General features: G+C 47.7%; 13 protein-coding genes. 4 read left to right on the top strand and 9 right to left on the bottom strand.

Annotation, left to right across the window (positions count from 1 at the left end; all coding sequences use genetic code 11):
* The first annotated feature begins 153 nt into the window (after positions 1–153).
* Positions 154–648 carry a hypothetical protein gene (locus BCF53_RS08295; RefSeq protein WP_132701260.1) on the top strand — a complete coding sequence of 165 codons (495 nt, stop codon included), beginning with the start codon at positions 154–156 and terminating at the stop codon, positions 646–648.
* Between the two features lie 571 nt (positions 649–1219).
* Here the strand turns inward: BCF53_RS08295 and BCF53_RS08290 are convergent.
* Positions 1220–1846, bottom strand: a complete 627-nt coding sequence (locus BCF53_RS08290) for an NTP transferase domain-containing protein (RefSeq protein ID WP_165901856.1) — start codon at positions 1844–1846, stop codon at positions 1220–1222.
* A gap of 1 nt (position 1847) precedes the next feature.
* On the opposite strand from BCF53_RS08290, the gene yqeC reads away from it, so the two are divergent.
* Positions 1848–2636, top strand: coding sequence for a selenium cofactor biosynthesis protein YqeC (yqeC, locus tag BCF53_RS08285; RefSeq protein WP_165901855.1), 789 nt, complete (start codon positions 1848–1850; stop codon positions 2634–2636).
* A gap of 25 nt (positions 2637–2661) precedes the next feature.
* Entirely contained in the window at positions 2662–3471 is an 810-nt protein-coding gene (yqeB, locus tag BCF53_RS08280) for a selenium-dependent molybdenum cofactor biosynthesis protein YqeB (RefSeq protein ID WP_132701257.1), read from the top strand.
* Here yqeB and BCF53_RS08275 read toward each other — a convergent pair.
* Genes BCF53_RS08275 through dpaL form a run of 3 tightly spaced genes read right to left on the bottom strand, consistent with a single transcriptional unit; the run spans position 3451 to position 7020 of the window.
* A complete protein-coding gene (locus BCF53_RS08275; RefSeq protein WP_165901854.1) occupies positions 3451–4365 on the bottom strand; it encodes a sulfurtransferase in 915 nt (304 codons plus the stop codon). The two genes, yqeB and BCF53_RS08275, sit on opposite strands and share 21 nt — an antisense overlap.
* Before the next feature lies 1 nt (position 4366).
* Positions 4367–5806, bottom strand: coding sequence for a dihydropyrimidinase (gene hydA, locus BCF53_RS08270; RefSeq protein ID WP_132701255.1), 1440 nt, complete (start codon positions 5804–5806; stop codon positions 4367–4369).
* 17 nt (positions 5807–5823) lie between these two features.
* Positions 5824–7020, bottom strand: a complete 1197-nt coding sequence (gene dpaL / locus BCF53_RS08265) for a diaminopropionate ammonia-lyase (RefSeq protein ID WP_207902685.1) — start codon at positions 7018–7020, stop codon at positions 5824–5826.
* A gap of 325 nt (positions 7021–7345) precedes the next feature.
* On the opposite strand from dpaL, the gene BCF53_RS08260 reads away from it, so the two are divergent.
* Positions 7346–8689 carry a sigma-54 interaction domain-containing protein gene (locus BCF53_RS08260; protein ID WP_132701253.1) on the top strand — a complete coding sequence of 448 codons (1344 nt, stop codon included), beginning with the start codon at positions 7346–7348 and terminating at the stop codon, positions 8687–8689.
* Positions 8690–8754: 65 nt separating this feature from the next.
* Here BCF53_RS08260 and BCF53_RS08255 read toward each other — a convergent pair whose 3' ends face one another.
* The 5 genes from BCF53_RS08255 to BCF53_RS08235 all read right to left on the bottom strand — a co-directional run bounded on the left by BCF53_RS08255 (position 8755) and on the right by BCF53_RS08235 (position 12237).
* The gene (locus tag BCF53_RS08255; protein WP_132701252.1) at positions 8755–9369 is read right to left on the bottom strand and encodes a MarC family protein; all 615 of its coding nucleotides are present in this window, start codon (positions 9367–9369) and stop codon (positions 8755–8757) included.
* A gap of 126 nt (positions 9370–9495) precedes the next feature.
* On the bottom strand, positions 9496–9741 hold the full coding sequence (locus BCF53_RS08250; protein ID WP_132701251.1) for a Rho-binding antiterminator: 246 nt from the start codon (positions 9739–9741) through the stop codon (positions 9496–9498).
* A 47-nt stretch (positions 9742–9788) separates the two neighbouring features.
* Positions 9789–10571: a bestrophin-like domain gene (locus tag BCF53_RS08245; RefSeq protein WP_132701250.1), complete on the bottom strand. Its 783-nt coding sequence runs from the start codon at positions 10569–10571 to the stop codon at positions 9789–9791.
* 111 nt (positions 10572–10682) lie between these two features.
* Complete coding sequence (locus BCF53_RS08240; protein ID WP_132701249.1) at positions 10683–11171, bottom strand: GNAT family N-acetyltransferase; 489 nt, start codon at positions 11169–11171, stop codon at positions 10683–10685.
* A 70-nt stretch (positions 11172–11241) separates the two neighbouring features.
* Positions 11242–12237 (bottom strand): threonine ammonia-lyase, encoded by a 996-nt coding sequence (locus BCF53_RS08235; protein WP_207902684.1) that lies wholly within the window; start codon positions 12235–12237, stop codon positions 11242–11244.
* Positions 12238–12369 lie beyond the last annotated feature (132 nt).

The raw sequence follows: 12369 nt of genomic DNA, 5'->3' as shown, positions 1-12369 counted from the left end.
GCGCTATATATCAGATTCCTCTGCGATGTTATTTTTACACCTACCAAAGATCATATCTGAGCTGATAACAATTTAAGGCTTGGACCTAACCAAGAAATACGAAGCCAATAAACTTTGGCAGCATCTGGCTATTCTTTAGAGCGACGGAACTAAGTGAAAAATATTTTATTCGCTATGCTGGCTTTATATATCTATTACGCGTATGCAGGTGAGCCTCCAGAAGTTCTACAAACTTCTTGTGATGAGAAGTTCAGCTCCGGGTACTTTGAAATAAAATACAGCTCAGAAAATAATGCATTAATAACAGTCAATTCCAATCAAATTTATATTGACAGTAAATTCTCCAACCTAGAGAACTCTGATAACACATATCTATTTACATTCGAAAGAACTGCTGATCTTGGCAGAGGTGGAATGATGTTGAGCTGGGATGACTACTCTCATGAAACCCCCATCTTTAAACTGGAGAATATTGATGGCTACCGCTACAAAATAAATTGGTTTGGCTTTTGGAATGTAAAATCAAACAATTATAATTGGACCGTCAGCGATGAATTCTTCAGCGGGCCTGAACTCAATACAAAAGAGTCAATTTTATACAACTGCAACTTCAATAACTCAAGCACTACCGAGAATGAAACCGATTAATTTGATTAAGGTATGTACAAGTACATTATTGACACTTATTAGTTCGACCTTTGCTTATTCCGATAACATACCTTTGGAATATGACTGGCAGAGTTCATTTAGTGTTATTGAAAATAAGTCCGTATACGATTACTACATGTTAATACCATCCTGCTTTATTGATTGTGAAATGGCATATTTCGGACTATTTGATTCTGAAAAAAACGCATAGATGAAATTCAAGTTAAAAATATTAGCAATGGTTATATTCAATACCACAAGGACTCTCAAATAGTTATTTTTAAAAATCGAGAAGCCAATACAGAAATCATCGGAATTCAATCTGGCAAATGCGATATAGGCGTAAACTTTAATTTTATAAGCTCATTCTATGAGTTCAAGAATGGCTACTGGCATGAACGCAGGGATATAATCCCAAAGGAAATAGAACAAAGACTAGAAAATTTAGACTACGACACAGTTTGCCCATATTTCAACATGCCCCAGTACGGCCTTACTGTAGAAGTAAAAAACGCTTTCAACGGGGAGGTTATCGACCGCTTCAAATGGCAAAACAGTAAATTCATATACATTAGCGAATAGTATTTAATCCCTCCACCAGCTCCCCATACCCCTCAGCCGTATCAACATCAAAATGAATCGAGGGGTTCAGCAACCCTAAATAATTACACGAAAACCGAGTAAGAATTCGTTTAAAAGACTTAACCTCAACATCCCTCAAAATCGATTCCTTCAATAAAGCAGAAACCAACACCGGATGCCCGCCCTTCTCTTCATTACCGGGAAATACCGATCCTTTAAACCTTGCTTGCCACAGCTGCATATAAACCTCTGCTTCAATACAGGGCATATCCGCATGGCTGATGAAAAAGTAGTCTGTTGACACATGTTGAACACCTGCCCTTACTGAGCTGACCATTCCCTGCCCATACAGGGGATTATTCACTATGCATACACGGCTATTTTCAGCAAAGAGTTCGGCTAATTCATCGCCCCGGTGGCCGGTAACCAACAGAACACGCGAGCAAACCTTCAGCGCATTGTCGACGCTATGCTCGACAATAGTTTTACCCTGATAAGGTAGCTTTAGCTTCCACTCACCCATTCTGGTAGAAAGACCCGCTGCGGGTATAATGCAGTCAGCCTCAATTTTAGAGTTTTGTTCCACGCCAGCCTTTCTGGGAATTTCAGTCAGCAATATGATCAGTCCCGATGTTCTTTACCCGACATTATGCGCACTAAAGCCCGCAAAATCCAAAACCGCTGTCATCTCGGCGGTCGGTGCCGGCGGCAAAACTCATACGCTGTATTTTCTGGCTAACCTGCTCAAAGGCCACGGTCACTCGGTCTGTGTGACCACCACCACGAAGATGTACATGCCTAAACCAGGCCAGGTGGATAACCAGATTCAATTTAGCGAATTAGACAACCACTCCAATACGTCAGTTGGAATAACCTTTATTTACGCATCCGTTGTTCAGGATTCAGGCCAGCAATCTAAGGCCACAGGTATGACAGAGCAGCATGTAAATGAGCTTGCACTCTTGGCGTTATTTGATTTTATTCTGGTCGAAGCAGACGGCGCCAAAGGCTTACCACTGAAGGCCCCGGCAAGGCACGAGCCTTGCATTCCCAAATGCACACACCTGGTTATTGGTGTGACCTCTGCCGAATTATTTTTAGCACCTGCCGATGCAACCCGTATTCACAGGTGGCCATTGTTTTCAGAGCTAACCGGCTGTGAAGAAGGAAGTATTATTAACGAACAGGTAATCGGTCAGCTTTTAACCAGTAACGAAGGGTTATTTAAAAACACCCCGGAAGGTAGCCAAAAGGTCTGGCTGATCAACAAATTAGATCAGGTAAAAGAGCCTGCGCTTATCGCAGCACTTGCCGAAAACCTGCTTAAAAAGGTTCCGGGCCTCGACGAAGTCTGGCTTACCCAGCTTAACGGCAGGCAACCCATTAATCAGATTCTGACTCGCTGAGTTCAAATTAGTTTTAGGAAGTTTCATGAGCATTAACCCAAGCAAACTGGTCATTATTCGTGGCGCTGGCGATATTGCCACTGGCGTCGCTGTACGGCTGCACAACTGTGGTTTTCAGGTAGTGATGACGGAATTGCAAACCCCCACCATGATCCGCTGTACGGTATCGCTGGGGCAATGCCTGTTTGGTAAACCAACAGAGGTTGAAGGCATTACTGCGGTGCATGCGATCGGCGCTGAACAGGTGATAACAGCCTTGAACGCAGGGCAAATCCCGGTTTTAATTGACGATGATTTGAAAATTTTAGAAACCCTAAAGCCTAACTTTTTAGTAGATGCCATACTGGCCAAGCGGAATCTGGGCTTCAGCAAACACCTGGCCCCTGTCACCATCGCTTTAGGGCCCGGCTTTACCGCAGGTATAGATTGCGACGCCGTGATTGAAACCAACCGCGGCCACCACCTCGGCCGGGTTATCTACGATGGCCCAACGCACCCCAACACCGGCATCCCCGGCAACATTGCAGGCTTCACGCATGAACGGGTATTCCGCGCCCCCTGCAACGGCACTATGCACAGCACCGTACACATCGGTGATTTGGTTGAGGAAGGTGATATCGTCGCTACCGTTGGTGAAAGCAAGGTATATGCGCCACTTTCCGGCATGGTTCGCGGGTTATTGAATAATGGCCTGCAGGTAACCCAAGGCTTTAAAATTGGCGATATAGACCCGCGCGGCAAACATGCCGATTACACAACCGTTTCAGATAAAGCCCGAGCCATTGGCGGTGCTGTCCTGGAAGCCATGATGCACTTAAATTTCAAACAAGGCTGAGCGGCTCTGCTCGGCCTCCATGGCAGCCGGAGAACCTTTTAACTGCCATTCATACCAGCCACCGTCGTAAACACAGCTGCTGTTAAAACCTAAGGCATGACTCAAAGCACACATGCGTGAAGCACGCCAGCCAGTGCCGCAAAACCAAATAAGGCGATCGCTGCGGTCAATTTCCATTAGATTAAAACGCTCTTCCAGCCTTTTTAAAGCGGTAGCCACTGCGCCTGTTGAGTCAACCTGAAACTCGCCGTTCACTACAGATTCAGCCGTAGGTATCGTGCCGGCATGCTGCACATAGCTGTAACCTGTTACGTCACCATTGAATTCTGCTTCGCTTCGGCAATCCAGCAACCGATAGCCCTTGGCGCCACCTTTTATCAACCGTGTAAGCTCATCATGGCTGACGATTAGACTGGAATCTGGCTGCAACAAACATTCAACGGAAGTTCCACGCCCGTGTGCAGCCTTCTGCGAAGTAACAGCCCTTAAAGTATGCTTGAACGAATCGTTTAGATTTGCATCCACAACCAAATGCACGGCACCGAAACCAGCCATTTTCAGTGCCAGCCACACCCGGGCAGATACATCGGAACGGGAGGTGTTTTCACCGCAGCTGATTTTCACGGTATCAAAGATAACGATCTGTTGAGTGGTGTTATCTGGAATACCCAAGCGCAGGAACAATTCACGCAGCTGATCCGGCTGCGGCAGATTCCACAGCGAACCTGACTCTATTTCATCAACGTTTATACAGCTATAAAAGGGGTTTACACCCTGTTCAGCCTCGGCCCTCTGCTCTTCCTGGTAGCAAGCGGAATAGGCTTCAACAACGCGTATATCCGGCTCTTGCTGAAGCAAATCCAAGGCTTGCTGTTTGGTAAGTAATAACCCCAAATTATTCCCCGCTAAAGGGCTTCCTTTTAAGGAAACGCCCCATCCCAGCCTTGCCGGTAAACTGGCCATGCGCAGCAACAACGGCTCCACGACTGAGCGTTAACACCGGCCAGCCATCACAGGCCTGATTTTCAAAGGGCGTATAGTCGCAGTTATCGTTTAAGTTTTCATGCGTAATCGTAGTTTTCATGGCCGGATCGAACAACACCACATCGGCATCGCTGCCAACGGCTAATGAGCCTTTTTGCGGGTACAGCCCAAACAGCCTGGCGGGTTTATAGCTGGTCAGCTCAACAAAACGCGGAAGATCAATTCGCCCCTTACTCACCCCTTCACTGAACAGCAGTGGCATGCGCAGCTCTACACCCGGAATGCCATTGGGGCACTGGGTGAAATCACGATCGCCTGGTTGTTTCTGGATTGTTGTGAAGGCGCAATGATCCGTAGCCACGGTATCGATACTGCCATCGGCAAGACCCACCCAGAGCTTATCGCATTCACTGGCATTACGCAGAGGCGGGCTCAGCACAAACTTAACCGCATCCGGCCGTTCGTAGCTACGCTCGTCCAATGTTAAGTACTGCGGGCAGGTCTCCACCCAAACGCTCTGTTTAGCAGCGCGGGCAATACGGGTGTAATCCAACCCTAAGCCATTGGAAAGGTGAACGATATACAGCGGCGCATCGTCAGCCAGCTTTGCCAGATTAATCATCCGGGCAACGGCTTCGGCTTCACATTCCAGCGGCCGTGAAGCGGCATGGTATTTGGCGCTCGTTTTACCTTCGCTAATCAGCTGTTCACGCTTTGCACTAATGGCTGCATCGTTTTCCGGGTGAACGGCCGTGATCGCCCCCACCTTTTTTAACTGACGCAGCGCTTTAAAGGCGGCTTCATCATCCAGCTTGTAGCCATAGGTTAAGTAGAGCTTGAAGCTGCTGATACCTTCCTCGTGAACCATCGCTTCCATCTGCCCAAGAATGGCGTCATCTATATGCTGAATAACGCCGTGGAAGCTGTAGTCGATGACAGCACTTTCTTTGGCGTACGCCTTATAAACCCGCAGCTGATGGAACAGATCGCAACCTTCCGGGCCAAAACCCATATGGTCAACAATGGTGGTCGTACCGCCACAGGCGGCAGATCGCGTTCCGGTGAAGAAATCATCACACGAACGGGCAATGCCAACATCAATATTAAAGTGCGTGTGCACATCAATGCCGCCGGGAACAAGCACAAGCCCTTCTGCATCAATAACCTCGCACGCCTGGGCCCCCGCATCTATGTGCGCCGCAAGCGCGGCAATTTTGCCATCAGTAATCAGCATATCGCCCTGAAAGGACGTTAGATGATCACTGATAACAGCACCTTTAATAAGCAAAGACTTTCTGCCACCCTGCTGCCCGACATCGCTACTCACAACATTGCGCCATTCACCTACCATACGGCTCCGCCCAGTTATCAGATACTTGAATATTTGCCCTGCCAAACCACATCGCGGTAGTTCACCGGGTCGGTCTCGCCTTCGGTGCTCAGCAACAGCACAACTGAATCTTCATTCAGATTCAGGCTCTGCATTAACTCCGCCTTATTGTCGCTGAAATGCACGGCTGCCAGCAGGCCGGTACCAATTGCGCCGGACTCACCAGAAACAATACGCTCGTCCCCCGCCAGCGGGTTACCCAATACGCGCATACCCAATGCAGGCACTTTATCTTCAACAGAAACAAAATGACTTGAACAATTACGCAGCACATCCCAACTCAGTGGGTTTGGCTCGCCACAGGCCAAACCAACAGCAATGGTTGCCATGTCGCCGCCTACGTTAATCATTTCACCCTTTTCGCTGGAACCAGAGCGGTAGATGCAGTCGGCCTGATCCGGCTCAACAATAATCGCCTTTAAATCACTGGCACCCAGCTCTTCGGCCAAATAGCCCAGAACACCCGCCGCCATAGCGCCTACACCGGCCTGCAACACCACATGGGTTGGCTTGGGCAGCCCCTGCTCGGCAATCTGCTCAATGGCCTCAACCGCCATGGTACTGTAGCCCTGCATAATCCAGGTTGGGATGTCGGTATAGCCTTCCCATGCGGTATCCTGAACAATCTTCCAGTCATTCTGCTGGGCCTTTTCAGCCACCATGCGCACGGTATCGTCATAGTTCATATCGGTAACAATACACTCTGCACCGTGCGAGCGGATATTCTTCACCCGCTGCTCAGCCGCCCCCTTGGGCATATAGACAATAGCATTCTGACCCAGCTGTTCCGCAGCCCAGGCCACACCGCGGCCATGGTTGCCATCGGTTGTGGTGGCAAAGGTCATCTTTTCATCGACTTCGTTTTTCAGTTTATCGAAATCGAACTGTTCAATACCCCAACCGAACTCTTCGCACAGCAAGCGAGCAATGGCATAAACACCGCCGAGCATTTTGAAGGCGTTGAGGCCGAAGCGGTAAGACTCATCCTTTACCAGAATGCCCTTCACGCCCATCATTTCTGCCAACGAGCTCAAATCGCGCAGCGGCGTCGGCTCGTAGCCCTGCAAGCCCTTGTGAAATTGACTTGCCTTGCGCGCTTCGGCCACTGAAAACACCGGGCTCAACTCTCCGGTAAAATGCTTATTCGCGTTAATATCGATTTTAAATTTGGCCAAAACGTAACTCCTGATCATTTAGCTTTAGCAACAACATTCCAATTTTTGTGCCACTGTTCAGCGCCGCATGCTCTTTGGAGGTGCAAAACGGAATACCGGCAGCATCCTCAGTATCGCCGGCTACTGCAACTGTTTGCCGTGCCCGGCTATTCCTTTATCACCAAAGAAAACGCGGCAGGCCACACACCCTGCCGACTGCATGGCATTCAAACTGATAGAGCAAAACCATTAGCCAATCAATTTGATCGATCAAACCAGAAAAATGATAGTTACTGGCACAACACCTGCTTTGCCATATGCAAAACCACTGGAACAACCAAACCCAATGACAGAAGCCGCATTCGCCCCGCAAACCGAACAGACCAATCTGGAGCCCATATTCACCCAACTGATCAACTACATGGATCAGGGAATTCTGGTTTTGGACAACAGCAACAGCCTGCTACACGCCAACTTGCCGGCGCTGAAAAACCTGCGCATCAACCCTGCTGAACAAAACAACCTGACCATCAGCATTCGCTCGCTCATACAGGATACCAACAGCATGGAAACCGCTCAGCACGTTGTTTCCATTAACGGCCGCGAAGAACTGATCGTTGGCCAGCTGTACAGCGGGGAATATCAAAAGCTGTTTTTAATGTCGTTCTATCAGCCGCACCTTCCGGAAACATCCTTTGAAAGCAACAGCGCCTTCGAGGGTGTTATTGGCGAAAGCGAACGAATGAGACGCCTGAAAACACTGATTACCCGCATTGCTCCGGGGCCTTCCAGCGTATTGATCAACGGCGAAAGCGGTACCGGCAAAGAGGTGATTGCCAACACCATACACAAGCTCAGCAACCGCGCGCAAAACCCCTTTATTGCAATCAACTGCGCAGCCATTCCCGATCAGCTTCTGGAGAGCGAACTGTTTGGCTACACCAAAGGTGCCTTTACCGGCGCATCCAGCAAAGGTCGCATTGGCTTAATTCAGGCAGCCAATAAGGGCACGCTCTTTCTGGATGAAATTGGCGATATGTCTCTGCAATTACAGGCCAAACTGCTACGGGTGCTGGAAAGTCGCGAAGTAATGCCCGTTGGTTCCAATACTGCAGTTCCGGTAGATATCCGCATTATTTCAGCCACCAACCGCAACTTTATGGATTTGATCGCACAAAATAGCTTCCGGGAAGACCTGTACTACCGGCTCAATGTCATCCCATTGCACCTGCCGCCACTGAAAGAGCGCCAGGGCGATATTCACCTATTGATTAATTACTTTATGGAAATTCACACCCGCAAGCTCAGCGTAGCCTACCCGGGTATGACACAGGAAACATTGGATTGCCTGAACCGCTACCCCTGGCCGGGTAACGTGCGAGAGCTAAGCAACCTGGTGGAGTACCTGATCAATATTGTGCCGGAAGGCGATCAGATCAGCCTGGATTTACTGCCGCCACATTTTACAGAATCTGCCCAGCAAACACCGGCCACTTTGACTGCCACACCGGCATTCAGCACTCATCAGCCAATGCAAAACACCAGCAAACTCAGCCTGGAAGAAATGGAAAAACAGAGTATTGAAGACGCCATCGCAAGGCTGAACAGCCGTCAGGCAGTAGCCGATGAACTCGGCATTGGCATTGCCACGCTCTACCGGAAGATCAAAAAATATGGCTTGGGGAAATAGCGAAAACAGCTAGTTATGCCAACTGCAGGCTTGGGCCATTAAAGCCCAGCCTGCAAAGAAAAACCTCAAGTAAGGGTATTAACCCATTGGCCAATGCCCAACGCCTCCATCACAAACTCAACGGAAAGCGCCGCCAGAATCATACCCATTAAACGAGTCAGCAACGAAGCGCCACCCTCTCCTATCACCTTAATAATGCTGTTAGAGAACCACAACAACACCAGCGTTGCCAACAGCACCGACAGCATTGTTGCCGTGGTTAACACCTGCTCCGTTACGGTGTAAACGTGGTTATCGGTAATCAAAATAACCGCCAAAATGGCACCGGGTGAAGCTGTAGCGGGAATTGCCAGCGGAAACACAGAAATATCATGCCTCGACTCGCCAGATTCATTCGACGTGCCCTGTGAAAATATCATCTGCAGTCCGAACAGGAACAGGATAATACCGCCGGCCACCTGGAACGAAAGCAAACTAATACCCATAGCATTGAGAATTATCTGCCCTACCAGAATGGCACCTACCAAAATCAACGCCGCATACAAAACTGTTTTCATGGCCGTCTTCCTGCGATCTTTTGCAGAGAGCTTCGCCGTTAAACCGACAAAAAGTGCCATTGTTCCTATCGGATCAATCGTGGCCCAAATTATCAAAAAATCGTGCAAAATTTTATCGATCATTTATATCCTGAATAGTCATTAGTGCGGTCTGGTGGAAGGTAAAAAAGATAGCAAACCATCATGACTGAAGATTATACAGTATCAGGCACAAGACTTGCTAATAACCGTTCTCATTATGGGAGTGCGTCAGCTAAATTCAACTTCAGAAAAGTGCGGGTTTTCAATACCCGCCTTCAGTATGGCAATCGAGTCTAAAACCACTAGCACCTCCGCCCCGTCAACGCTCAGCTTTAAGCATTCTTCGCGCTGGCCATTTCGGGCAGTATCAAGGGCGATGCCATGCAGCACCTCACCAGAGCGCAAGGTAACCCGCACCGGGTAATTAAACATGCATACAATCTCTACATAATCGTAGTTGTTGCAGCTGATCATTGGTTTAGCCCCCTTTTTTGCCGAAAAAGCAGTAAGCCCGCTTCTGTTTAACTCTGTTGAAGCAGCACCAGGCTGCTCTGGTCTACCTGAATCAAGCCACGCCGCGGCCGGTCCAGATCGATAATAATAAAAACGATCAGTGATATCAGGAACGAAACCATGATGGTCGGTGCCAACACTCGCCTGCCACTTAGCCCGCTGGAATAGCCCAAAATTACACCAGAAGCAATAAACACCAAAAACAGCAAATATATAACCACCTCAGGAACATGCATTTGCAGCAAAGCGCTTCGCTTTCCCTGACTATCGAACATATCATTTAACGAAGTAATAAAGGCACCGGTTGTAACCGGCCTTGGGTCCTCATAGGCTGCATTTACAGCCAGGTTCCAAAGCTCATCTTGCACCCCACCTATTTGCGCCGCATAGACCTTACGTTCTTCTATCTGGGTTAAATCCACCTTTCCGGCATCAATGCGGTACTTCAGGTACTTTTGAAGCAACCGGTGAGCCTCACTACGATAAGACACGGGCAGCAGCTGAACCCTTAGCATAGCGGTTCCAATACTGTTAGCTTCCGATATAAGAGCCTCGCTGCGGTTGTCATACCGCTGCATCGACATACTGAAGGTAAAGCTCAGCAACAACGCCAGCAAACCCAAAATACTCGCCTGAATGGCACCGGTTAACGTCTTCATCTCTTCATCGGTACGGTTCTGAATAAACCGCCCTATATGAAAGCCAACCTCATTAAACAAAACCATGAAGGTGAACAGCGCTACGGTAATAACAATACTCGAATAATTAAACAGGAACGGGCTTTGATCCATAACGGAACCTCACTGCGAGTCTGAAAGACTGACCAAAACAATACTTTCAGCGTAGCGGAAATATCCGTCGATGAGCCTTTATTTGGAAGGGTAAGGAGTCTGCCGGCAAGCCTATGCAATAACCGAGTGGCCAGCCAAACTCAGCCTCATAATGTGCTGCGGCCCAGCATTGCCGCCGTGAAACAGATCACCGGTATCTTTGAAACCGCCATTCACATAGCAATTGTACGCACTCTTGTTTTTACAGTTAACGGTGAGCACTGCAGAAGCCCAGCCTGAATAAGTTATCGTAAGATACGGCTCTAAAGCCAAAACAGCAGCCTTACCGTAACCCTTCCCCTGGTGGCCAGAATCTATAAAAAACGTTCGCAACCCAAGCTCATCTGATCCGGCAAACGAATAGTTGCTGGAATAGCCAACATCTATATTGAAGAACCCCACTATCTTTTTATCAGCAGTGATTACATGTAAATGCCAAGTATTCGGAACCTCTTGCAGCAGATCAGCCAGAACGCCAACAAACTTCACCTGATCGTCAGCGACCGAGAGCGTTTTAATCTGATCTAATTCAGAATCAGCAGCCTTTCTTATTTCTACCATAAAATGAACATTCCAGAGGGTTGTTTACCGTATGTATTTACTGCGACGTCGTTAACGATTGAATTGATTGTTAAATTACCGTTCCATCGCGAAAGCTGGATAATTTATAAGCTTTATCTAACTCATCGGGTGATGCATTTGAGCCACTAAACTGAAGTACAACCTTTTTACCTGACAACTTTTCTCTTAACTTCCATGCAGCCATAATCGTTGAACTTCCCGCACCTTCCATTAGGTTTTTAGTGTGGTGAGCAGCTAAAGCTATACCCTGCAAAATCTCCTGCTCTGATAGGAGAACAAAGTCATCTAATTTATCCTGATAAATACTAAAAGTAGTTTCGTAGGCTGTACCTGTGGCAAAGCCACCTGCAAAAGTTTGATTGGAGCTTGCGACAATTTCCTTGCTACACCATGACTGATAAGCCGCCGAAGATAATACCGCTTGAACAGCATAGATACTAATTTCAGGAGATATGGATTTTAGTACCGTAACCCCTGATGCCACTTCGCTACCACCGCCTAACGGTAAAATCACAGCATCAATATCTGGGATATCTTCGATGATTTCGAGAAACTCAGTGCCAACACCATTTATCACAAGTGGCTCGTTTGCTGGATGAACGTAGTAGTAACCTTTTGTTTGATTAGTTTCAGCTACGACCTTGGCCGCTTCATCAAAGTTCTCTCCGGCCTCAATTACGTCAGCACCTGCACTTTTAATTAACTCAATTTTCACAGGGTTAGAGCCAACAGGCACGACGACAATCGCAGGTATATCAAACAGCTTAGCTGAAGTGGCAACAGATAAACCATGGTTACCAGTCGAGAATGTGACTACTCCATTCGCTTTAGCTTTTTTGAGGTGTGACATTATATTTATGCCACCTCTAATCTTAAAACTTCCTGTTATGTTTTGGTTTTCATGTTTCACATAAACTTCACAACCAAGCAATCGGGATAAGCCATCATACTTAACTAAAGGTGATGGTTTCATATAAGCTGAAACCACCTTTTTTGCCTTATATACCTCATGAAGAGATATAGGGTATTCTTTTAAATGTTCCACTGTGCTTCCTTGTAACGCCCAGCACAGCTGGTGGCATAGCTGGCACGTAATTGCGCAGCAATTTGAGTGACAGGTTTGCCAGTCCGATGCTGCTGATTGTTAGATTCAGCCATTATAGACATTCTCTTATAA

This window comes from Reinekea marinisedimentorum (assembly GCF_004341165.1).
GTDB lineage: Bacteria > Pseudomonadota > Gammaproteobacteria > Pseudomonadales > Natronospirillaceae > Reinekea > Reinekea marinisedimentorum.
The sequence above is the reverse complement of the archived record's forward strand: the minus strand, read 5'-3'. Positions and strand labels throughout refer to the sequence as shown.

Excerpts from the sequence above, each read along its gene's own strand:
- yqeC (WP_165901855.1), top strand. The coding sequence starts at position 1,848 with ATGATCAGTCCCGATGTTCTTTACCCGACATTATGCGCACTAAAGCCC.
- yqeB (WP_132701257.1), top strand. The coding sequence starts at position 2,662 with ATGAGCATTAACCCAAGCAAACTGGTCATTATTCGTGGCGCTGGCGAT.
- hydA (WP_132701255.1), bottom strand. The coding sequence starts at position 5,806 with ATGGTAGGTGAATGGCGCAATGTTGTGAGTAGCGATGTCGGGCAGCAG.
- BCF53_RS08260 (WP_132701253.1), top strand. The coding sequence starts at position 7,346 with ATGACAGAAGCCGCATTCGCCCCGCAAACCGAACAGACCAATCTGGAG.
- BCF53_RS08255 (WP_132701252.1), bottom strand. The coding sequence starts at position 9,369 with ATGATCGATAAAATTTTGCACGATTTTTTGATAATTTGGGCCACGATT.
- BCF53_RS08250 (WP_132701251.1), bottom strand. The coding sequence starts at position 9,741 with ATGATCAGCTGCAACAACTACGATTATGTAGAGATTGTATGCATGTTT.
- BCF53_RS08245 (WP_132701250.1), bottom strand. The coding sequence starts at position 10,571 with ATGGATCAAAGCCCGTTCCTGTTTAATTATTCGAGTATTGTTATTACC.
- BCF53_RS08240 (WP_132701249.1), bottom strand. The coding sequence starts at position 11,171 with ATGGTAGAAATAAGAAAGGCTGCTGATTCTGAATTAGATCAGATTAAA.